The following is an 18,507-nucleotide window of genomic DNA, read 5'->3' as shown; positions in this document are numbered from 1 at the left end:
TGAGGTTCTGCTTACTTCAGAATACGAGCACGGAATTGACGACCTTTCATCTTACCGTTACTGATAGTTTGCAGTGCTTTCTTCGCCACAGATTTCTCTACCGCGACATAAGAGCGCATCGCCATTAACTGGATCTTACCCACTTGTGCACCCGTGATACCATTTTTACCAGTCAAACAGCCAAGGATGTCACCCGCACGTACTTTCTGTTTCTTACCGCCATCGATATTAATCGTCACCATCTTCGCTTGGTATGGCTGCTGAGTTGATTTCGCTGGCAGTGTTGCTGGTACCACATCCATATCTAGGTACTCTTCAATACGAGCTACACGTAGACCATCTTTCTCACCAAAGAAGCTGAACGCCAGACCTTTGCTGCCCGCACGACCAGTACGACCAATACGGTGAACGTGTACTTCAGGGTCACGAGACAGTTCGAAGTTAAATACTGCATCAAGGTTGTCGACGTCTAAACCACGCGCCGCCACGTCTGTTGCAACAAGGATAGACACACTCTTGTTAGCAAACTGTACCAGAGCTTGGTCGCGTTCACGTTGTTCTAGATCGCCATGAAGGTCCACCACACTGAAGCCTTTGTGATGCAGTTCATCTGCCACATTCTGTACTTCTTTCTTGGTATTACAGAACACTACTGCTGACTCTGGCTGGTGCGTCAGTAGTAGGTTTGCCAGAGCTTCATCGCGCGCTTCTGAACCTTCAACGTTGTAAAAGTATTGCGCGATGCTCGACGTATCATGTGTCGATTCTACTTTGATCATCTCTGGTGATTGCATAATACGTTGAGCAATCTGTTCGATCTTCTCTGGGAAAGTCGCACTGAATAGCAGTGTTTGACGTTGCTTCGGTGCTGCATCAATGATCGCATCGAGTGCGTCTTGGAAGCCCATTTCCAGCATGCGGTCTGCTTCATCTAGAACCAGCGTGTTTAGCTCTTCTAGGTTAATGCGACCTTTCTCTAGGTGATCAAGGATACGACCTGGCGTACCTACCAGAATATGCGCGCCATGCTCTAATGAACCGATTTGCGGTCCCATTGGCATACCACCACACAGTGTCAGTACTTTAATGTTGTGAATACCACGACCTAACGTACGGATCTCTTTCGCCACCTGATCAGCCAGTTCACGCGTTGGGCACAACACCAAAGATTGTACACGGAAGCGCTTCACGTTTAGGTTGGACAATACGCCCAGACCAAATGCCGCGGTTTTACCTGAGCCAGTTTTGCCCTGACCAATCACATCACGCTGATTCAAAATCGCAGGTAAGCTCAACGCTTGAATTGGCGTCATATGGGTGTAGTTCAATGATTCAAGCGTCTCTAGTAGCGCTGGATTAAGCCCTACTTGGTCAAAAGTTTGTTTGCTCACAGGGAAATATCCTCAGGTGGGATGAAAAAGAGGGCACATTATCGCCAGATTTGTCACGAAGACCAGTGAAAATTAACCATTGTTAATGAGTAATAGCAGAAAACGACGTAAAGTCAGCTGCATTCGCTCATTAATGGATATTGAAAATGATCAACTGGACTGCCCTACCTTTCTCTCAACTGACGACGACACAACTCTACGAGATGCTGCGCTTGCGCGTTGATGTCTTTGTGGTGGAGCAAACCTGTCCTTATCCAGAGCTAGATGGAAAAGATACACTGGAAGGCGTTTTTCACCTATTAGGTTACAAAGGAGATGAACTGGTTGCCTGTGCTCGCCTATTGCCTGCAGGTACCACCTACGACAATGTCAGTATTGGTCGTGTAGTAACCAAGCAAAGCGCTCGTGGTGGTGGTCTTGGACATGAACTGCTTGAGCAAGCCCTGCAACATTGCCAACAGCTTTGGGCAGGTAAAACGATAGATATCGGCGCACAGGAACACCTGATGGCTTTCTACGCGAGTCATGGTTTTGAAGTTATTTCCGAAAGCTACCTTGAGGATGGTATCCCTCATGTGGATATGCGCCGAGTAAGCTAAATGTCACCCCATCATCTGGCGTTACTATTACTGGTTATCGGCAACTTGGCGGCGTCACTCTCCGATGTCGCCGTTAAACTGATTGAAGGCGGCATTAGCCCGTTCCAATATATGTTTGTGCGCCAGTTGGCTTCACTGCTGCTCATCCTACCTTTCTATCTCAGACAACAACCGGATAAACGTAGCCTAAAGCAAGCACCTATTACCTTGTTGCGAGCGCATCTAATATTAATTGGTAGCGGATGTATGATGGTTGCGGTGACTCACCTCCCTCTGGCAACTGCAAACGCGGTTTTTTACGCAGCGCCGATTTTAATGTTGCCGCTGTCGATATTGTTCCTCAAAGAGCATCCTCCACTAAGTAAAATCTTGCTCACTTGCTTCGGGTTCCTTGGTGTCCTAGTGGTACTCAGACCGGATCATTTTCATTGGGCTGCATTGTTTGCACTCGGCACGGCGACCACATTGGCGATGTTTAATATATTGGTAAGAAAGCTACCCAGTGAACAGTCTGTGGTCACCACACTTTGGTGGACCACGCTGTTCTCGTTGCCTATATCGGCGATAATGGCTTGGTTTTATTGGCAGCCGATTAGTTGGCAAGAACTGACACTAGTTATCGCAAGTGCAGTGTGCATCTTAAGCTATAACGGCTTGGCAGTAATGGCATATCAAAAAGCTCCAGCCGGAGAAATTGCTTTAGCAGAATACTCTGGCTTAGTGTTCGTAACACTCTTTGGGATATGGTGGTTTGACGAGATTCCAGATTGGCTGACTGCAATAGGGATCCTGATGATCGTATTACCGCTCTTACCATGGAATAAGAGAAGACAACATGCCAATCAACAGGGACAAGATTGAGTTCCAGCAGCAAGTAAGCTGACAGACATAAAAAAGACGCGAATCATCGCGCCTTTAGAATGCTTGCTAGTGAACGTTATTTATTACGTCCGAATGTCCCGTCAGATAAACGGAAGAACATCACCGACTCACCACTTTTCTCAAGTTGAAGCATATCTAATTTGCCATCGTCAGCGAGCTTGAAGCGCACCAATTGACCTTGCTTGATTCGACTTAAAGGTTTGTCGCTGCCTTCAATTTTAACTAGGGCGTTTAAGTCCGCCATTGGCAGTTGATTACTGCGGAATACTTGGGCCAGTGTATCGCCGTTCTTTACCGTGTACTCTTTCCATTGCTCAGACTTTGGTTCTGAGTTTTGTGCAGAACGCTGCTCACTCAAGCTTTGTGCATTCAATTGAATGGCAACACGTTGATTCTCAACTTGAGTATCATCGATAAGTGCTTCAGTATCTTTTGGCACTGGAATGATCAGAAGCACCAACACCACAGGCACCAATACCATTAGTGCACGTTGATGTAGTTTTGGAAGACGGTGCCAAAACTGAGTGACAGGCTCGATCCTCTCCTGCCACTTCTCTTTGCTAAACGGCTGCTTCCAATCGATAGCAGCGAACTTTTGTTTCATCAATTCGACGTGGTCGACTTGCTGCTTTTTCTTTCTGCGACGATTCATTCTGATGAGTCCCTTAATACTTCTAATCTCAGTATAAAAATACCAGCGCGGAGAGTATATGTTTTTCGCCAAAGTAAAATGTAATTTGGCGTAAATTAGCAGAAATTTCACTTGGAGTAAGAGATAAGTCACACCCTCTGCTCCAGAATGCGACATTCGAGCTCAATCATTTAAACCGAGGCTCGAACCTGATATCCTGTGCCTTTATCACTCCTAACAAGAGCGACATTCATGTCTGAAATTAAATTTGAAACTGCAGAACAGAAAGCTAGCTACGGTATTGGTCTGCAAATGGGTCAGCAACTAGCTGGTTCTGGTCTAGAAGGTCTTAGCGTTGACGCTATCGCTGCTGGTATTGCAACGGCACTAACTGGTGACATGCCATCTATCGAAATCGATGAGATCAACAACGCGCTTCAAGAGCTACACACTCGTGCAGAAGCAGCTCGTCAAGAAGCAGCTAAAGCAGCAGCAGCTGACGGCGAAGCGTTCCTAAAAGATAACGCTCTACGTCCAGAAGTAAACGTTCTTGAGTCTGGTCTTCAGTACGAAATCATCACTGAAGGTACTGGTGAAATCCCAACAGCGGCGTCTCAAGTACGTGTTCACTACCACGGTGAGCTAACTGACGGCACTGTATTCGACAGCTCTGTATCTCGCGGTCAACCTGCTGAGTTCCCAGTAACTGGCGTAATCAAAGGCTGGGTTGAAGCACTTCAACTAATGCCTGTTGGCTCTAAGTGGAAACTATACATCCCGCAAGACCTAGCATACGGTGAGCGTGGCGCAGGTGCTGCAATCCCTCCATTTGCAGCTCTAGTATTCGAAGTAGAACTACTAGACATCCTATAATTGAGACCATTCTCAATAGCAAATTCGAAGCGGCGCACACTAGCGCCGCTTTTTTTGTCTAGAATAAACAGACTTGAGCTCAATAACCTTACGTCTCAGTAATCTCAAGAAGTAAACAAACAATAATAATCGCAAGCCACATGGAGGTATTATGCGTAAAACACTCCTCACCTTAGCTCTGCTGTCAATGAATATTGGTACAGCTCACGCTTTTCTTGATGCCGTGACCGACAAAGATAACCAAGAAGGTTTAATGGACATGGTTAGCCAAGGTATGAATGCGGAGTCCTCTCCAATCACAGATTTACTAACGAGCCAATTACCAGTTTCGACTGAACAAGCCGCTGGTGGCACAAGTGCATTATTAGCTTTGGCACAAAGCCAACTGTCAGATCAAAATAGCAGTGAACTAGAATCTCTGATCCCAGGGATGTCGAGTTTGGATAGCGCACAAAGCTTGCTAGGTAATATCGAAAGTTTAAGCGCGGTACAAAGCACTTTTGACAAATTGGGGTTAGACCCTTCAATGATCAGTCAATTTGCGCCGGTGATACTGGGCTATTTGGGCGACCAAGGGGCAAGCGAGGGCTTACTCAAGTCACTAAGTGGATTGTGGGGTTCAGGCAGCTAAGAAGTTTCGCCTAAACATAAATTAAGACTAAAGATTCGATTATCAAAGGTTAGTTTGAGAGGGGAGACGGAAAACTCAATTTGTTTCGCTTTCAAATACGACAGATACAAAAAAGCCGAGCTAATGCTCGGCTTTTTTTGTTCTTACGAACTGAGATTACTCAGCAGCTTCTTCAGCAGCTGGGCGATCTACAAGCTCAATGTAAGCCATTGGAGCTTTATCACCAGCACGGAAGCCAGCTTTTAGGATACGAGTGTAACCGCCCTGACGAGCAGCAAAACGTGGACCTAGTTCGTTAAACAGTTTTGCAACTACTTCGTTGTCACGAGTACGTGCAAATGCTAGACGACGGTTAGCAACACTGTCAGTCTTAGCTAGTGTAATCAAAGGCTCAACTACGCGACGTAGCTCTTTTGCTTTTGGCAAAGTAGTCTTGATAACTTCATGACGTACTAGAGAGCTAGCCATGTTGCTGAACATCGCTTTACGATGTGAGCTGTTGCGGTTGAGTTGACGACCACTCTTACGATGGCGCATGACCTAATCCTTCTAACTAGTATCGATTAATCTTCAGCGATTGATGCAGGTGGCCAGTTTTCTAGGCGCATGCCCAGAGACAGACCACGTGACGCAAGTACGTCTTTAATCTCAGTAAGAGATTTTTTACCAAGGTTAGGCGTTTTAAGTAGCTCAACCTCAGTACGTTGTACTAGATCACCGATGTAGTGAATCGCTTCTGCTTTCAGACAGTTAGCAGAGCGAACTGTTAGTTCAAGATCGTCTACAGGACGCAGTAGGATCGGATCGAATTCTGGCTTCTCTTCCTTCTCCTCAGGTACACGTACATCACGAAGATCTACGAACGCATCCAATTGTTCAGCTAGGATAGTAGCTGCACGACGGATTGCTTCCTCAGGTTCTAGAGTACCGTTTGTTTCCATATCGATAACAAGCTTGTCTAGATCAGTGCGCTGTTCTACACGAGCTGCTTCTACAGCGTAGGCAATTTTGTCTACTGGGCTGTAAGTAGCATCTACTAGTAGGCGACCGATTGGACGCTCGTCTTCTTCGTTATGGATACGCGCAGAAGCTGGAACATAACCACGACCACGTTCAACTTTGATACGCATTGCGATCTCAGCGTTGTCATCCGTTAGGTGACAAATAACGTGTTCAGGGTTAGCGATCTCTACATCACCGTCATGGGTGATGTCACCTGCAACCACAGGGCCCGAGCCTGATTTGTTCAAAGTAATGAACACTTCATCTTTGCCTTCAGCTACGCGCACTGCCAAACCTTTAAGGTTTAGAAGGATTTCAAGAATATCTTCTTGTACGCCTTCTTTAGTGCTGTACTCATGAAGTACGCCTTCGATTTCTACTTCTGTCACTGCACAACCAGGCATAGAAGATAGAAGAATGCGGCGAAGTGCATTACCTAGAGTATGACCAAAGCCACGCTCTAATGGCTCAAGAGTTACTTTTGCGTGAGTCGAGCTGATTTGTTCGATGTCAACTAGACGTGGCTTAAGAAATTCTGTTACAGAACCCTGCATTGTGTCCTCTCTTTAGTTTAAACCTTACTTAGAGTAAAGCTCGACGATCAATTGTTCGTTGATGTCAGCTGATAGATCAGAACGCTCAGGCATACGCTTGAATGTACCTTCCATCTTGCCACCATCTACTTCAATCCAAGTTGGTTTTTCACGTTGTTCAGCAACTTCTAGAGCTGCTTTGATACGAGCTTGCTGTTTAGCTTTCTCGCGGATAGAAACAACGTCATTAGCCGCTACTTTGAAAGAAGGAACGTTTACAACTTTACCGTTAACTAGGATAGCTTTGTGGCTAACTAGCTGACGTGCTTCTGCGCGAGTTGCGCCAAAGCCCATGCGGTAAACTACGTTATCAAGACGACCTTCAAGAAGCTGAAGTAGGTTTTCACCTGTGTTGCCTTTAAGACGCGCAGCTTCTTTGTAGTAGTTACGGAATTGTTTTTCTAGAACGCCGTACATACGACGAACTTTTTGCTTCTCACGAAGCTGAACGCCATACTCAGATAGACGACCGCGACGAGCGCCGTGTACACCTGGTGCGTTATCAATTTTACACTTGGTATCGATCGCGCGAACACCAGACTTAAGGAATAAGTCAGTGCCTTCACGACGGCTAAGCTTCAGCTTAGGACCCAAATATCTTGCCATGATCTTTCTCCAGTAATCTAAAAAACGTTATACGCGACGTTTCTTAGGTGGACGACAACCGTTATGAGGGATTGGTGTAGCATCAACGATGTTTGTGATGCGGAAACCAGCAGCGTTCAGAGCGCGAACAGTAGATTCACGACCTGGACCAGGACCCTTAACCATAACTTCCAAGTTCTTTAGACCGTATTCTTTAGCCATTTCAGCACAACGCTCAGCAGCAACCTGTGCAGCGAACGGAGTAGACTTACGAGAACCACGGAAACCAGAACCACCTGCAGTAGCCCAAGCTAGAGCGTTACCTTGACGGTCAGTAATGGTTACGATTGTGTTATTGAAAGAAGCATGGATGTGCGCAACGCCATCTGCAACTTGCTTGCGTACGCGCTTACGAGCGCGAGTTGGTTGTTTAGCCATTGTACTCTACCTTCCCGATTATTTCTTGATCGGCTTACGCGGACCCTTACGGGTGCGAGCGTTGGTTTTAGTACGCTGTCCACGTAGTGGTAGACTGCGACGATGACGAAGACCACGGTAACAGCCAAGGTCCATAAGACGCTTGATGTTCATAGATACTTCACGACGTAGATCACCTTCTACAGTGTACTTAGCTACACCATCACGCAGTTGATCGATCTGCTCTTCAGTTAGTTCACTGATCTTAACATCTTCAGCAATACCCACTTCAGCTAGGATAGCTTGAGAGCGAGTTTTACCGATGCCGTAGATCGCCGTTAGAGCGATTACAGCGTGTTTCTGATCAGGAATGTTAATGCCTGCTATACGGGCCATTATTCACTCCTAAGTGTTTCTATAAAAGAATTAGCCGCAGCAAAGCCCGTTATGGATACGCTGCGGAGTACTACTTCTTTTGCACGCAAAAGGTAGGCCGAGGAATATACTCGACCTAACCTTCATTTTCAAGTAAAAATTTCTGCTAATTAGCCTTGGCGCTGTTTGTGCTTTGGCTCACTGCAAATCACGCGAACAACACCGTTGCGCTTGATTACTTTACAGTTACGGCAGATTTTTTTAACGGAAGCACGAACTTTCATTGCTAAACTCCGTAATTGAAACTGAGTCTACCGTCGAATTAACGACCGTAGCCTTTCAGATTCGCTTTCTTCAACACAGAATCATACTGTTGAGACATCAGATGAGTCTGTACCTGTGCCATAAAGTCCATGATAACAACTACTACGATAAGTAGTGATGTACCGCCGAAGTAGAAACGTACGTTCCACGCGACCATCATGAACTCGGGAATCAGACAGATAAAGGTAATGTACAGTGCACCCGCTAGGGTTAAACGTGTCATCACTTTATCAATGTACTTAGCTGTCTGCTCACCTGGGCGGATACCGGGTACGAATGCACCGGACTTCTTCAAGTTATCTGCTGTTTCACGCGGGTTGAATACCAACGCCGTGTAGAAGAAACAGAAGAAAATAATCGCTGCTGCATAAAGCATTACATACAGCGGTTGACCTGGACTAAGAGCCAAAGACACGTCAGTTAACCAACCGAACGCGCTGCTCTCACCGTTCTGACCAAACCACTGAGCCAGTGTTCCTGGGAACAGGATAATACTTGATGCAAAAATCGCTGGAATAACACCCGCCATATTAATTTTAAGTGGCAAGTGCGAGCTTTGCGCAGCAAATACTTTACGACCTTGTTGACGCTTAGCGTAGTTAACGACGATTCGGCGTTGACCACGTTCCATGAAAACAACGAAGTAAATTACTGCAAAAGCTAATACCGCGATTAGCAACAGAAGAAGTACATGCAATTCACCTTGACGCGCTTGCTCGATTGTTTGACCGATTGCAGAAGGCAATCCAGCAACAATACCTGCAAAAATCAGAATGGAAATACCATTACCGATTCCTCGCTCTGTAATTTGTTCACCTAACCACATTAGGAACATGGTACCAGTTACTAAACTTACGGTAGCAATTAGCGTAAACATGGTTTGGTTCATAACAACCAGATTATCGACCATGTTTGGTAAGCCTGTTGCAATACCAATAGCTTGGAATGTTGCAAGTACAAGCGTGCCGTAGCGTGTATATTGGCTGATCTTACGACGGCCTGCTTCACCCTCTTTTTTGAGTTCCGCTAACGCTGGATGAACTACAGTTAGCAATTGGACAACAATAGAAGCCGAAATATACGGCATGATGCCCAACGCTAATATAGATGCACGCTCAAGAGCACCACCGGAGAACATGTTAAACATTTCAACGATGGTACCTTTTTGCTGTTCGAACAAATCGGCAAGTACAGCAGCGTCAATACCAGGAATCGGCACAAAAGAGCCGGCTCGGAATACTAAAAGTGCACCAATTACGAATAACAAGCGCGACTTTAGTTCACTTAAGCCGCTCTGAGCACTACGAAAATCTTGTCCTGGTTTCTTAGCCATCTGTACCTCGTTCCTCGAGATTATTCCTCGATTTTACCGCCTGCAGCTTCGATTGCAGCTTTAGCGCCTTTAGTCACACGTAGACCTTTAACAGTCACTGCTTTGTTAATCTCACCAGAAAGAACAACTTTTACAAATTCGATGTTCTTAGTGATGATGTTAGCAGCTTTAAGGCTGTTTAGATCAACCACGTCACCAGAAACTTTCGCTAGCTCAGCTAGACGAACTTCAGCAGACACTAGGCTCTTACGAGAAGTGAAACCGAATTTTGGTAGACGTTGTTTCAGAGGCATTTGACCGCCTTCGAAACCTGGACGAACTTTACCGCCAGAACGTGATTTTTGACCTTTGTGACCACGGCCACCAGTTTTACCTAGGCCAGAACCGATACCACGACCTACACGCTTAGGAGCGTGCTTAGAGCCAGCAGCCGGTGCAAGAGTATTCAAACGCATTCTGATTACTCCTCAACTTTAACCATGTAGAAAACCTTGTTGATCATACCGCGTACACACGGAGTATCTTCAAGTTCTACTGTATGGTTGATTTTACGAAGACCTAGACCACGCAAAGTAGCTTTGTGCTTTGGTAGGCGGCCAATTGAGCTTTTAGTTTGAGTTACTTTAATAGTTGCCATGGTGTTCTTACTCCGAAATAGCTTCAACAGTTAGACCACGTTTAGCAGCAACCATTTCTGGCGACTTCATGCTACCTAGTGCATCGATCGTTGCACGAACGATGTTGATAGGGTTCGTAGAACCGTATGCTTTAGATAGTACGTTGTGTACGCCAGCAACTTCTAGTACTGCACGCATCGCACCACCTGCGATAACACCAGTACCTTCTGCAGCAGGCTGCATGTAAACTTTAGAGCCCGAATGGCGACCTTTCACTGGGTGGTGAAGAGTGCCTTCGTTTAGCGCGATAGTAGTCATGTTACGACGCGCTTTTTCCATTGCTTTTTGAATCGCTGCAGGTACTTCACGAGCTTTGCCGTAACCGAAACCTACACGACCGTTACCGTCACCAACTACTGTTAGTGCAGTGAAGCTCATGATTCGACCGCCTTTAACCGTTTTAGAAACACGGTTAACTGCGATTAGCTTTTCTTGCAAATCATTCGCTTGAACTTGTTGTTCTTTAGCCATCTTCCAACCCTACCTTAGAATTTCAGACCAGCTTCGCGAGCAGATTCTGCTAGCGCCGCTACTCGACCGTGGTATTGGAAACCAGAACGATCAAATGCAACTGCAGTTACGCCTTTTTCAAGAGCGCGCTCAGCAACAGCTTTACCTACTGCTTTAGCTGCATCAACGTTACCAGTGTATTTCACTTGCTCACGGATCGCTTTTTCTACAGTAGAAGCTGCTGCGATAACCTCAGAGCCATTAGCCGCGATAACCTGTGCGTACACGTGACGAGGAGTACGGTGTACAACTAGGCGAGTCGCACCCAGTTCTGCAATCTTACGACGTGCACGTGTAGCACGACGGATGCGAGATGCTTTCTTATCCATAGTGTTACCTTACTTCTTCTTAGCTTCTTTAGTACGCACATTTTCATCTGCGTAACGAACACCTTTACCTTTGTAAGGCTCAGGTTGACGGTAAGAACGAATGTCAGCCGCAACTTGACCAACTAGTTGCTTATCACAACCAGTGATGATGATTTCAGTTTGGCTTGGACATTCAGCTTTAATACCCGCTGGCAACTCGTGCTCAACTGGGTGAGAGAAGCCTAGTGTTAGACCTACAGCGTTGCCTTTGATAGCAGCACGGTAACCAACACCTTTAAGAGTTAGCTTCTTAGTAAAGCCTTCAGTAACACCAACAACCATGTTGTTAACTAGAGCGCGAGCTGTACCAGCTTGTGCCCATGCGTTAGCAACACCTTCTTTAGGACCGAAAGTTAGGTTGTTTTCTTCCTGAGCGATTACTACAGCGTTGTTAAGAACGCGAGATAGTTCACCCTTAGCACCTTTTACAGTGATTTCTTGGCCGTTTAGTTTCACCTCTACGCCAGCTGGAATAGCGACAGGTGCTTTAGCAACACGAGACATATTCTACTCCTATTAAGCTACGTAGCAGATGATTTCACCACCAAGACCTGCTTTACGTGCAGCGCGGTCTGACATAAGACCCTTGGAAGTAGAAACGATAGCAATACCAAGACCACCCATTACAGAAGGAAGTTGATCTTTCTTCTTGTAAACACGTAGACCTGGACGAGAAACACGTTTAAGTTGCTCGATTACTGGTTTAGCTTGGAAGTACTTAAGAGTAACTTCTAGCTCAGGTTTTGCTTCGCCTTCAACAGCGAAGTCAACGATGTAACCTTCAGCTTTTAGTAGTGCAGCGATTGCAACTTTAAGCTTTGAAGAAGGCATTTTAACAGCAACTTTGTTTGCTGCCTGACCGTTACGAACACGGGTCAGCATATCCGAAATCGGATCTTGCATGCTCATATGATTTACTCCAAATGATTAAGTGGCAATTACCAGCTAGCCTTACGAAGACCCGGAATCTCGCCTTTCATGCAAGCTTCACGAACCTTAATACGGCTTAGACCGAACTTACGTAGGTAACCGTGTGGACGACCAGTTTGGTTACAACGGTTGCGCTGACGTGATGCACTTGAATCACGTGGAAGAGATTGCAGTGTAAGAACCGCATTCCAACGATCTTCTTCAGATGCGTTTACATCGCTGATGATAGCTTTTAGCGCTGCACGCTTTTCAGCGAACTTAGCTACTAGCTTCGCACGTTTTGCTTCACGTGCTTTCATTGAATTTTTAGCCATAACAGTAACCCTTCACCTTACTTACGGAATGGGAAGTTAAAGGCAGCCAGCAGAGCACGGCCTTCCTCATCAGTACCAGCAGACGTCGTAATAGTGATGTCTAGGCCGCGTACTCGATCAACTTTATCAAAGTCGATTTCCGGGAAGATGATTTGCTCGCGAACGCCCATGCTGTAGTTACCGCGACCGTCAAAAGACTTAGCGCTAACACCACGGAAGTCACGTACTCGTGGAAGAGCGATCGAAATTAGACGCTCAAGAAAATCCCACATACGTTCGCCACGCAAGGTTACTTTACAACCGATAGGGTAGCCTTCACGGATTTTGAAACCTGCAACAGATTTACGAGCTTTAGTGATAAGTGGCTTTTGACCAGAGATCGTTGCCATATCAGCAGCTGCGTTTTCTAGCAGTTTCTTATCGTTGATTGCTTCACCAACACCCATGTTTAGGGTGATTTTCTCGATTCTAGGGACTTGCATGACGCTTGTGTAGCTAAACTGTTTGGTCAGTTCAGCGACTACAGACGACTTGTAGTAATCATGCAGTTTCGCCATAGTAGAACTCCAAATTACTTCTATTAGTTAGAAACGATTTCGTTGTTAGACTTAAAGAAACGAACTTTCTTACCATCTTCAAAACGGAAACCGATACGGTCAGCTTTACCAGTAGCTGCGTTAAAGATCGCCACGTTAGAAACGTCGATTGCTGCTTCTTGCTCTACGATACCGCCTTGGATACCTAGTGCAGGAACAGGTTTCTGGTGTTTCTTAACAAGGTTGATACCTTCAACGATAACTTTACCAGTTGCTAGGACCTTAGTTACTTTACCTTTCTTGCCTTTGTCTTTACCAGCAAGAACGATTACTTCGTCATTACGACGGATTTTAGCTGCCATTTCTACGTGCTCCTTACAGAACTTCTGGAGCCAGTGAAACGATCTTCATGAACTTATCGCCACGAAGTTCGCGTGTCACAGGACCAAAGATACGTGTACCGATTGGTTGCTCAGTGTTGTCGTTCAACAATACACAAGCATTTCGGTCGAAGCGAATGACAGAACCGTCAGGACGACGTACGCCTTTACGGGTGCGCACTACCACCGCCTTCAGAACGTCACCTTTTTTAACTTTACCGCGAGGAATTGCTTCCTTAACAGTAACTTTGATAACGTCACCGATATGTGCATAACGGCGGTGAGAGCCACCCAGAACCTTAATACACATTACGCTGCGTGCGCCTGAGTTATCAGCTGCGTCCAGCATACTTTGCATTTGGATCATGTTAGTGCTCCGCTAAATAATAAAAAAACTAGACCCTCTCGGGTCGGGCTGCCTCTTTAAAAGGGACGCGAATTGTACCACCCTTTTTTGTGATTGGGTAGTCAAAAAATAAACGGCTCCAAAAATAATTTTGGAGCCGTTTGTCAATCATAGATTGGGAAAGATTACATCTTCGCCTTTTCTACAACTTTAACCAAAGTCCAAGACTTAGTCTTAGACAGTGGACGACACTCTGCGATTTCAACTTTGTCGCCTAGGCCACATTCGTTGTTCTCGTCGTGTGCGTGTACTTTAGTCGTGCGCTTTACGAATTTACCGTAAATTGGGTGTTTAACCATGCGCTCGATAGCAACTACGATAGACTTGTCCATCTTGTCGCTAACAACACGACCTTGTTGAGTACGTTTTACTTCGCTCATTATGCGCCTGCCTTCTCAGTCAAAACAGTTTTCACACGTGCGATATCACGGCGTACAGCTTTCAGAGTATGAGTTTGCTGTAGCTGACCAGTTGCAGCTTGCATGCGCAAGTTGAACTGTTCACGTAGCAAATTCAATAGCTCAGCGTTAAGCTCTTCAACGCTTTTCTCGCGTAGATCTTGTGCTTTCATCACATCACCTGCTTAGTTACAAATGTAGTTTTGAATGGCAGTTTACGAGCCGCTAGGCGGAACGCTTCACGAGCCAATTCTTCAGGTACACCACCCATTTCGTACATAACCTTACCAGGTTGGATTTGGGCTACCCAGTACTCAACGTTACCTTTACCCTTACCTTGACGAACTTCAAGTGGTTTTTCTGTGATTGGTTTGTCTGGGAACACACGGATCCAGATTTTACCTTGACGCTTAACGTGACGTGTCATTGCACGACGTGCCGCTTCAATTTGACGAGCAGTTAGACGACCACGGCCAACAGCTTTAAGACCGAATTCGCCGAAGCTTACATCAGTACCTTTAGCTAGACCACGGTTACGACCTGTCTGAACCTTACGGAACTTAGTACGTTTAGGTTGTAGCATCTGTCGACTCCTTACTTACGGCCTTTACGCTGCTTCTTAGGCTTGTCGCCTTTAGGCTCTACAGCGTTAGCTGCTGGCATACCACCTAGGATCTCACCTTTGAAGATCCAAGTTTTAATGCCGATCACACCGTATTGAGTGTGAGCCGAAGAAGTTGCGTAATCAATGTCTGCACGTAGAGTGTGTAGAGGTACACGACCTTCACGGTACCACTCAGAACGTGCGATTTCAGCGCCGCCTAGACGACCGCTTACTTCTACTTTGATGCCTTTAGCACCTAGACGCATTGCGTTTTGTACCGCGCGCTTCATAGCACGACGGAACATAACACGACGCTCTAGTTGAGACGCGATGCTGTCACCAACAAGTTGTGCATCAAGTTCAGGCTTACGTACTTCAGCGATGTTAATTTGCGCTGGTACACCTGCAATTTTTGCTACAGCTGCGCGTAGTTTCTCAACGTCTTCACCTTTCTTACCGATTACAACGCCTGGACGAGCAGTGTGAATAGTCACACGGATGCTCTTAGCAGGACGCTCGATAACGATGCGTGAAAGAGACGCTTTTTGTAGTTCCTTAGTTAGGAACTGACGTACCTTGAAGTCGCCGTCTAGGTTGTCAGCGAAATCTTTGGTGTTAGCAAACCATGTAGCATTCCAAGGCTTAACGATGCCAAGACGAATACCATTAGGATGTACTTTTTGACCCATTGCTTACTCTCCTAGTCTCTAGCGATCTGCTACAACAACAGTGATGTGGCTTGAACGCTTCAAGATACGATCCGCACGACCTTTAGCACGAGGCATAATACGCTTCATGGTTGGGCCTTCATCTACAAAGATTTTTGCGACATTCAGATCGTCAATATCTGCACCTTCGTTGTGCTCCGCGTTAGCGATAGCAGACTCTAGAACTTTCTTAACTAGAGCAGCAGCTTTTTTGTTGCTGAACGTTAGAATTTCTAGAGCTTGGTCAACAGATTTACCACGAATTAGATCCGCAACTAAGCGAGCTTTCTGAGGCGAAATGCGAGCAAAGTTATGTTTAGCAATAGCTTCCATTATTTACTCCTTAACGCTTCTTAGCTTTCTTATCCGCAGCGTGACCGCGGTAAGTACGTGTTGGTGCGAATTCACCTAGTTTGTGACCGATCATTTCTTCGGTTACGAAAACAGGTACGTGCTGACGACCATTATGGACAGCGATGGTCAAACCGATCATCGATGGGATGATCATTGAACGACGGGACCAAGTCTTAAGTGGCTTTTTGTCTCCGCTTTCCACCGCTTTCTCTACCTTCTTCAGCAAGTGTAGGTCAATAAATGGACCTTTCTTGAGAGAACGTGGCATGGCGATTCCTCTTTATATAGATTACTTGTTACGACGACGTACGATGTACTTGTCAGTGCGTTTGTTCTTACGAGTCTTGAAGCCTTTAGTTGGCATACCCCAAGGAGATACTGGATGACGGCCACCAGAAGTACGACCTTCACCACCACCGTGTGGGTGATCAACCGGGTTCATTACTACACCACGTACGGTTGGACGTACGCCGCGCCAGCGTGAAGCACCAGCTTTACCAAGTTCACGTAGCATGTGCTCAGAGTTACCAACTTCACCGATTGTTGCACGGCCTTCAGAAAGAACTTTGCGCATTTCGCCAGAACGTAGACGGATAGTTACGTACGCACCGTCGCGAGCAACGATTTGAGCGTAAGCACCAGCCGAACGAGCTAGCTGACCACCTTTACCAGGTTTTAGTTCAACGTTGTGTACAGTTGAACCTACTGGGATGTTACGCATTGGTAGAGTGTTACCAGCTTTAATCGGTGCATCAACACCAGATTGGATAACATCACCAGCTTGAACACCTTTAGGTGCTAGGATGTAGCGACGCTCACCGTCTTTGTAAAGAACTAGAGCAATGTTTGCGCTACGGTTTGGATCGTATTCTAGACGCTCAACTGTCGCTGGGATACCGTCTTTAGTACGTTTGAAGTCAACTACACGGTAGTGGTGCTTGTGACCACCGCCGATGTGACGTACTGTGATACGACCGTTGTTGTTACGACCACCGTTCTTAGAGTTTTTCTCTAGAAGTGGTGCGTATGGCTTGCCCTTGTGTAGGTCAGCGTTAACAACTTTAACAACGTGACGACGACCAGGGGAAGTCGGCTTACATTTAACAATAGCCATTCTTAACTACTCCTGTTATTCCGCGCCGCCAACAAAGTCAAGATCTTGACCTTCTTTCAAAGTAACGTACGCTTTCTTAACGTCGCTGCGGCGACCTTGGCGTAGACCTTGACGTTTGGTCTTACCCTTAGTGATAAGAGTATTTACAGACTTAACTTCAACTTCAAAAAGCTTTTCTACAGCTGCTTTGATCTCTTTTTTAGTTGCATCTTTAGCTACTTTGAAAACGATAGTGTTCGCTTTCTCAGCTGCCATAGTTGCTTTTTCAGAGATGTGCGGAGCACGTAGAACTTTTAGGATACGCTCTTCAGTGATCATGCTAGCATCTCCTCAACTTGCTTAACTGCTTCAGCAGTCATTACAACTTTGTCGAACGCGATTAGTGAAACTGGGTCGATACCAGCAACGTCACGTGCGTCAACTTTGTATAGGTTACGAGCAGCTAGGAATAGATTCTCATCTACTTCGCTAGTCACGATTAGAGCGTCAGTTAGCTCAAGCTCTTTAAGCTTAGCAACTAGCTCTTTAGTCTTTGGCGCTTCAACTGAGAAGTTATCAACAACGATTAGACGCTCTTGACGAACTAGCTCAGAAAGAATGCTCTTCATAGCACCGCGGTACATTTTTTTGTTTACTTTTTGGCTGTGATCTTGTGGTTTCGCAGCAAAAGTAACACCACCTGTACGCCAGATTGGGCTACGGATTGTACCAGCACGCGCACGGCCAGTACCTTTTTGACGCCATGGCTTAGCGCCACCGCCAGAAACTTCTGAACGTGTTTTTTGAGCACGTGTACCTTGACGAGCACCTGCTGCAAACGCAACAACTACTTGGTGTACAAGAGCTTCGTTAAACTCACGTCCGAAAGTAGTTTCGGAAACAGTTAGTGCATCAGCACCTTTAACCATTAGTTCCATTACTTACTCCTGAGACGTTATGCTTTAACAGCTGGTTTAACGATCACGTTGCCACCTGTTGAGCCTGGTACTGCACCTTTGATAAGAAGCAGATTGCGCTCAGCGTCAACACGTACGATCTCTAGGTTTTGAGTCGTTACACGCTCAGCACCCATGTGACCTGCCATTTTCTTGCCTTTAAATACGCGACCTGGAGTTTGACATTGGCCAATTGAACCCGGTGCACGGTGAGACAATGAGTTACCGTGAGTCATATCTTGAGTACGGAAGTTCCAACGCTTAACAGCGCCTTGGAAACCTTTACCCTTAGATGTACCAGTAACGTCTACTTTCTTAGTTTCGTTGAATAGTTCAACTGTTAGCTCAGCGCCAACTGCGAACTCTTCACCGTTTTCCAAACGGAATTCCCAAAGACCACGACCAGCTTCAACGCCAGCTTTAGCAAAGTGACCTGCTTCAGCTTTGTTTACGCGGTTAGCTTTCTTAGAACCAGCAGTTACCTGGATTGCAGCGTAGCCATCTGTCTCAAGAGTTTTAACTTGAGAAACACGGTTTGCTTCAACTTCAACAACTGTTACTGGGATAGAAACGCCGTCTTCAGTAAATACGCGGGTCATGCCCACTTTACGACCGATTAGACCAATCATTCTTCTAAT

The 18,507-nt window shown here is 46.0% G+C and carries 33 protein-coding genes; 4 read left to right on the top strand and 29 right to left on the bottom strand.

Annotation, left to right across the window (positions count from 1 at the left end):
- Positions 1-11: 11 nt before the first annotated feature.
- Positions 12-1,391: an ATP-dependent RNA helicase DbpA gene (gene dbpA / locus NL647_RS15215; RefSeq protein WP_005430562.1), complete on the bottom strand. Its 1,380-nt coding sequence runs from the start codon at positions 1,389-1,391 to the stop codon at positions 12-14.
- Between the two features lie 146 nt (positions 1,392-1,537).
- Between dbpA and NL647_RS15210 the strand changes: the two genes are divergently transcribed.
- On the top strand, positions 1,538-1,990 hold the full coding sequence (locus tag NL647_RS15210) for a GNAT family N-acetyltransferase (RefSeq protein ID WP_005450547.1): 453 nt from the start codon (positions 1,538-1,540) through the stop codon (positions 1,988-1,990).
- Entirely contained in the window at positions 1,991-2,851 is an 861-nt protein-coding gene (locus NL647_RS15205; protein ID WP_038897748.1) for a DMT family transporter, read from the top strand.
- A 76-nt stretch (positions 2,852-2,927) separates the two neighbouring features.
- Here the strand turns inward: NL647_RS15205 and NL647_RS15200 are convergent, their stop codons facing one another.
- A complete protein-coding gene (locus NL647_RS15200; RefSeq protein WP_005450551.1) occupies positions 2,928-3,524 on the bottom strand; it encodes a LysM-like peptidoglycan-binding domain-containing protein in 597 nt (198 codons plus the stop codon).
- 231 nt (positions 3,525-3,755) lie between these two features.
- Between NL647_RS15200 and NL647_RS15195 the strand changes: the two genes are divergently transcribed.
- Positions 3,756-4,376 (top strand): FKBP-type peptidyl-prolyl cis-trans isomerase, encoded by a 621-nt coding sequence (locus NL647_RS15195; protein ID WP_005450553.1) that lies wholly within the window; start codon positions 3,756-3,758, stop codon positions 4,374-4,376.
- A 151-nt stretch (positions 4,377-4,527) separates the two neighbouring features.
- Positions 4,528-5,007 (top strand): DUF2780 domain-containing protein, encoded by a 480-nt coding sequence (locus NL647_RS15190; RefSeq protein ID WP_038897746.1) that lies wholly within the window; start codon positions 4,528-4,530, stop codon positions 5,005-5,007.
- 156 nt (positions 5,008-5,163) lie between these two features.
- Here the strand turns inward: NL647_RS15190 and rplQ are convergent, their stop codons facing one another.
- From rplQ to rplC, 27 genes are all read right to left on the bottom strand, one after another.
- Positions 5,164-5,544, bottom strand: coding sequence for a 50S ribosomal protein L17 (gene rplQ, locus NL647_RS15185; RefSeq protein WP_005383141.1), 381 nt, complete (start codon positions 5,542-5,544; stop codon positions 5,164-5,166).
- A 26-nt stretch (positions 5,545-5,570) separates the two neighbouring features.
- Positions 5,571-6,563, bottom strand: a complete 993-nt coding sequence (gene rpoA, locus NL647_RS15180) for a DNA-directed RNA polymerase subunit alpha (protein ID WP_005383143.1) — start codon at positions 6,561-6,563, stop codon at positions 5,571-5,573.
- A 24-nt stretch (positions 6,564-6,587) separates the two neighbouring features.
- Positions 6,588-7,208, bottom strand: a complete 621-nt coding sequence (rpsD, locus tag NL647_RS15175; RefSeq protein ID WP_005383146.1) for a 30S ribosomal protein S4 — start codon at positions 7,206-7,208, stop codon at positions 6,588-6,590.
- 27 nt (positions 7,209-7,235) lie between these two features.
- Complete coding sequence (rpsK, locus tag NL647_RS15170; RefSeq protein WP_001118870.1) at positions 7,236-7,625, bottom strand: 30S ribosomal protein S11; 390 nt, start codon at positions 7,623-7,625, stop codon at positions 7,236-7,238.
- An 18-nt stretch (positions 7,626-7,643) separates the two neighbouring features.
- Positions 7,644-8,000 carry a 30S ribosomal protein S13 gene (gene rpsM / locus NL647_RS15165; RefSeq protein ID WP_005450559.1) on the bottom strand — a complete coding sequence of 119 codons (357 nt, stop codon included), beginning with the start codon at positions 7,998-8,000 and terminating at the stop codon, positions 7,644-7,646.
- 149 nt (positions 8,001-8,149) lie between these two features.
- Positions 8,150-8,263 (bottom strand): 50S ribosomal protein L36, encoded by a 114-nt coding sequence (gene rpmJ / locus NL647_RS15160; protein ID WP_000868186.1) that lies wholly within the window; start codon positions 8,261-8,263, stop codon positions 8,150-8,152.
- Positions 8,264-8,301: 38 nt separating this feature from the next.
- Positions 8,302-9,636 carry a preprotein translocase subunit SecY gene (secY, locus tag NL647_RS15155; RefSeq protein WP_005435093.1) on the bottom strand — a complete coding sequence of 445 codons (1,335 nt, stop codon included), beginning with the start codon at positions 9,634-9,636 and terminating at the stop codon, positions 8,302-8,304.
- A 20-nt stretch (positions 9,637-9,656) separates the two neighbouring features.
- Positions 9,657-10,091, bottom strand: coding sequence for a 50S ribosomal protein L15 (gene rplO / locus NL647_RS15150; protein ID WP_005450562.1), 435 nt, complete (start codon positions 10,089-10,091; stop codon positions 9,657-9,659).
- A gap of 5 nt (positions 10,092-10,096) precedes the next feature.
- Positions 10,097-10,273, bottom strand: coding sequence for a 50S ribosomal protein L30 (gene rpmD, locus NL647_RS15145; protein WP_005450564.1), 177 nt, complete (start codon positions 10,271-10,273; stop codon positions 10,097-10,099).
- 7 nt (positions 10,274-10,280) lie between these two features.
- Positions 10,281-10,784: a 30S ribosomal protein S5 gene (rpsE, locus tag NL647_RS15140; RefSeq protein WP_005435090.1), complete on the bottom strand. Its 504-nt coding sequence runs from the start codon at positions 10,782-10,784 to the stop codon at positions 10,281-10,283.
- A gap of 14 nt (positions 10,785-10,798) precedes the next feature.
- Positions 10,799-11,152, bottom strand: coding sequence for a 50S ribosomal protein L18 (rplR, locus tag NL647_RS15135; protein ID WP_005435088.1), 354 nt, complete (start codon positions 11,150-11,152; stop codon positions 10,799-10,801).
- Between the two features lie 9 nt (positions 11,153-11,161).
- Entirely contained in the window at positions 11,162-11,695 is a 534-nt protein-coding gene (rplF, locus tag NL647_RS15130; RefSeq protein ID WP_005450565.1) for a 50S ribosomal protein L6, read from the bottom strand.
- 12 nt (positions 11,696-11,707) lie between these two features.
- Entirely contained in the window at positions 11,708-12,100 is a 393-nt protein-coding gene (gene rpsH / locus NL647_RS15125; RefSeq protein WP_005450567.1) for a 30S ribosomal protein S8, read from the bottom strand.
- Between the two features lie 29 nt (positions 12,101-12,129).
- On the bottom strand, positions 12,130-12,435 hold the full coding sequence (rpsN, locus tag NL647_RS15120; RefSeq protein WP_004410442.1) for a 30S ribosomal protein S14: 306 nt from the start codon (positions 12,433-12,435) through the stop codon (positions 12,130-12,132).
- A gap of 17 nt (positions 12,436-12,452) precedes the next feature.
- Positions 12,453-12,992 (bottom strand): 50S ribosomal protein L5, encoded by a 540-nt coding sequence (gene rplE / locus NL647_RS15115; protein ID WP_005450569.1) that lies wholly within the window; start codon positions 12,990-12,992, stop codon positions 12,453-12,455.
- A gap of 23 nt (positions 12,993-13,015) precedes the next feature.
- Positions 13,016-13,333: a 50S ribosomal protein L24 gene (rplX, locus tag NL647_RS15110; RefSeq protein WP_005435084.1), complete on the bottom strand. Its 318-nt coding sequence runs from the start codon at positions 13,331-13,333 to the stop codon at positions 13,016-13,018.
- 13 nt (positions 13,334-13,346) lie between these two features.
- Complete coding sequence (rplN, locus tag NL647_RS15105) at positions 13,347-13,718, bottom strand: 50S ribosomal protein L14 (protein WP_004410450.1); 372 nt, start codon at positions 13,716-13,718, stop codon at positions 13,347-13,349.
- Positions 13,719-13,882: 164 nt separating this feature from the next.
- The gene (gene rpsQ, locus NL647_RS15100; protein WP_005450571.1) at positions 13,883-14,137 is read right to left on the bottom strand and encodes a 30S ribosomal protein S17; all 255 of its coding nucleotides are present in this window, start codon (positions 14,135-14,137) and stop codon (positions 13,883-13,885) included.
- The gene (rpmC, locus tag NL647_RS15095) at positions 14,137-14,328 is read right to left on the bottom strand and encodes a 50S ribosomal protein L29 (protein ID WP_004410456.1); all 192 of its coding nucleotides are present in this window, start codon (positions 14,326-14,328) and stop codon (positions 14,137-14,139) included. Before rpmC ends, rpsQ begins: the two co-directional genes overlap by 1 nt.
- Positions 14,328-14,738, bottom strand: a complete 411-nt coding sequence (rplP, locus tag NL647_RS15090; RefSeq protein ID WP_005379577.1) for a 50S ribosomal protein L16 — start codon at positions 14,736-14,738, stop codon at positions 14,328-14,330. The genes rpmC and rplP overlap by 1 nt, the downstream gene beginning before the upstream one ends.
- 11 nt (positions 14,739-14,749) lie before the next feature.
- Positions 14,750-15,448: a 30S ribosomal protein S3 gene (rpsC, locus tag NL647_RS15085; RefSeq protein ID WP_005435080.1), complete on the bottom strand. Its 699-nt coding sequence runs from the start codon at positions 15,446-15,448 to the stop codon at positions 14,750-14,752.
- A gap of 18 nt (positions 15,449-15,466) precedes the next feature.
- Positions 15,467-15,799 carry a 50S ribosomal protein L22 gene (gene rplV / locus NL647_RS15080; protein WP_005383164.1) on the bottom strand — a complete coding sequence of 111 codons (333 nt, stop codon included), beginning with the start codon at positions 15,797-15,799 and terminating at the stop codon, positions 15,467-15,469.
- 10 nt (positions 15,800-15,809) lie between these two features.
- Positions 15,810-16,088 carry a 30S ribosomal protein S19 gene (gene rpsS / locus NL647_RS15075; protein ID WP_005431614.1) on the bottom strand — a complete coding sequence of 93 codons (279 nt, stop codon included), beginning with the start codon at positions 16,086-16,088 and terminating at the stop codon, positions 15,810-15,812.
- 21 nt (positions 16,089-16,109) lie between these two features.
- Positions 16,110-16,934 (bottom strand): 50S ribosomal protein L2, encoded by an 825-nt coding sequence (gene rplB, locus NL647_RS15070; RefSeq protein WP_005450574.1) that lies wholly within the window; start codon positions 16,932-16,934, stop codon positions 16,110-16,112.
- 15 nt (positions 16,935-16,949) lie between these two features.
- A complete protein-coding gene (rplW, locus tag NL647_RS15065; protein ID WP_004398471.1) occupies positions 16,950-17,252 on the bottom strand; it encodes a 50S ribosomal protein L23 in 303 nt (100 codons plus the stop codon).
- Positions 17,249-17,851: a 50S ribosomal protein L4 gene (rplD, locus tag NL647_RS15060; RefSeq protein WP_005435074.1), complete on the bottom strand. Its 603-nt coding sequence runs from the start codon at positions 17,849-17,851 to the stop codon at positions 17,249-17,251. The genes rplW and rplD overlap by 4 nt, the downstream gene beginning before the upstream one ends.
- Positions 17,852-17,868: 17 nt before the next feature.
- Entirely contained in the window at positions 17,869-18,498 is a 630-nt protein-coding gene (rplC, locus tag NL647_RS15055) for a 50S ribosomal protein L3 (RefSeq protein ID WP_005435072.1), read from the bottom strand.
- Between the last annotated feature and the right edge of the window lie 9 nt (positions 18,499-18,507).

Source organism: Vibrio sp. Y29_XK_CS5 (assembly GCF_024181835.1).
In the GTDB taxonomy this organism is placed as follows: Bacteria; Pseudomonadota; Gammaproteobacteria; order Enterobacterales; family Vibrionaceae; genus Vibrio; species Vibrio harveyi.
This window is presented reverse-complemented; position numbering and strand designations above follow the sequence as displayed.

Bases quoted from the DNA above. Each gene is read 5' to 3' on its own strand.
- NL647_RS15210 (WP_005450547.1), top strand. From the start codon at position 1,538: ATGATCAACTGGACTGCCCTACCTTTCTCTCAACTGACGACGACACAA.
- NL647_RS15205 (WP_038897748.1), top strand. From the start codon at position 1,991: ATGTCACCCCATCATCTGGCGTTACTATTACTGGTTATCGGCAACTTG.
- NL647_RS15200 (WP_005450551.1), bottom strand. From the start codon at position 3,524: ATGAATCGTCGCAGAAAGAAAAAGCAGCAAGTCGACCACGTCGAATTG.
- NL647_RS15195 (WP_005450553.1), top strand. From the start codon at position 3,756: ATGTCTGAAATTAAATTTGAAACTGCAGAACAGAAAGCTAGCTACGGT.
- NL647_RS15190 (WP_038897746.1), top strand. From the start codon at position 4,528: ATGCGTAAAACACTCCTCACCTTAGCTCTGCTGTCAATGAATATTGGT.
- rplQ (WP_005383141.1), bottom strand. From the start codon at position 5,544: ATGCGCCATCGTAAGAGTGGTCGTCAACTCAACCGCAACAGCTCACAT.
- rpoA (WP_005383143.1), bottom strand. From the start codon at position 6,563: ATGCAGGGTTCTGTAACAGAATTTCTTAAGCCACGTCTAGTTGACATC.
- rpsD (WP_005383146.1), bottom strand. From the start codon at position 7,208: ATGGCAAGATATTTGGGTCCTAAGCTGAAGCTTAGCCGTCGTGAAGGC.
- rpsK (WP_001118870.1), bottom strand. From the start codon at position 7,625: ATGGCTAAACAACCAACTCGCGCTCGTAAGCGCGTACGCAAGCAAGTT.
- rpsM (WP_005450559.1), bottom strand. From the start codon at position 8,000: ATGGCCCGTATAGCAGGCATTAACATTCCTGATCAGAAACACGCTGTA.
- rpmJ (WP_000868186.1), bottom strand. From the start codon at position 8,263: ATGAAAGTTCGTGCTTCCGTTAAAAAAATCTGCCGTAACTGTAAAGTA.
- secY (WP_005435093.1), bottom strand. From the start codon at position 9,636: ATGGCTAAGAAACCAGGACAAGATTTTCGTAGTGCTCAGAGCGGCTTA.
- rplO (WP_005450562.1), bottom strand. From the start codon at position 10,091: ATGCGTTTGAATACTCTTGCACCGGCTGCTGGCTCTAAGCACGCTCCT.
- rpmD (WP_005450564.1), bottom strand. From the start codon at position 10,273: ATGGCAACTATTAAAGTAACTCAAACTAAAAGCTCAATTGGCCGCCTA.
- rpsE (WP_005435090.1), bottom strand. From the start codon at position 10,784: ATGGCTAAAGAACAACAAGTTCAAGCGAATGATTTGCAAGAAAAGCTA.
- rplR (WP_005435088.1), bottom strand. From the start codon at position 11,152: ATGGATAAGAAAGCATCTCGCATCCGTCGTGCTACACGTGCACGTCGT.
- rplF (WP_005450565.1), bottom strand. From the start codon at position 11,695: ATGTCTCGTGTTGCTAAAGCACCTGTCGCTATTCCAGCTGGCGTAGAG.
- rpsH (WP_005450567.1), bottom strand. From the start codon at position 12,100: ATGAGCATGCAAGATCCGATTTCGGATATGCTGACCCGTGTTCGTAAC.
- rpsN (WP_004410442.1), bottom strand. From the start codon at position 12,435: ATGGCTAAAAATTCAATGAAAGCACGTGAAGCAAAACGTGCGAAGCTA.
- rplE (WP_005450569.1), bottom strand. From the start codon at position 12,992: ATGGCGAAACTGCATGATTACTACAAGTCGTCTGTAGTCGCTGAACTG.
- rplX (WP_005435084.1), bottom strand. From the start codon at position 13,333: ATGGCAGCTAAAATCCGTCGTAATGACGAAGTAATCGTTCTTGCTGGT.
- rplN (WP_004410450.1), bottom strand. From the start codon at position 13,718: ATGATCCAAATGCAAAGTATGCTGGACGCAGCTGATAACTCAGGCGCA.
- rpsQ (WP_005450571.1), bottom strand. From the start codon at position 14,137: ATGAGCGAAGTAAAACGTACTCAACAAGGTCGTGTTGTTAGCGACAAG.
- rpmC (WP_004410456.1), bottom strand. From the start codon at position 14,328: ATGAAAGCACAAGATCTACGCGAGAAAAGCGTTGAAGAGCTTAACGCT.
- rplP (WP_005379577.1), bottom strand. From the start codon at position 14,738: ATGCTACAACCTAAACGTACTAAGTTCCGTAAGGTTCAGACAGGTCGT.
- rpsC (WP_005435080.1), bottom strand. From the start codon at position 15,448: ATGGGTCAAAAAGTACATCCTAATGGTATTCGTCTTGGCATCGTTAAG.
- rplV (WP_005383164.1), bottom strand. From the start codon at position 15,799: ATGGAAGCTATTGCTAAACATAACTTTGCTCGCATTTCGCCTCAGAAA.
- rpsS (WP_005431614.1), bottom strand. From the start codon at position 16,088: ATGCCACGTTCTCTCAAGAAAGGTCCATTTATTGACCTACACTTGCTG.
- rplB (WP_005450574.1), bottom strand. From the start codon at position 16,934: ATGGCTATTGTTAAATGTAAGCCGACTTCCCCTGGTCGTCGTCACGTT.
- rplW (WP_004398471.1), bottom strand. From the start codon at position 17,252: ATGATCACTGAAGAGCGTATCCTAAAAGTTCTACGTGCTCCGCACATC.
- rplD (WP_005435074.1), bottom strand. From the start codon at position 17,851: ATGGAACTAATGGTTAAAGGTGCTGATGCACTAACTGTTTCCGAAACT.
- rplC (WP_005435072.1), bottom strand. From the start codon at position 18,498: ATGATTGGTCTAATCGGTCGTAAAGTGGGCATGACCCGCGTATTTACT.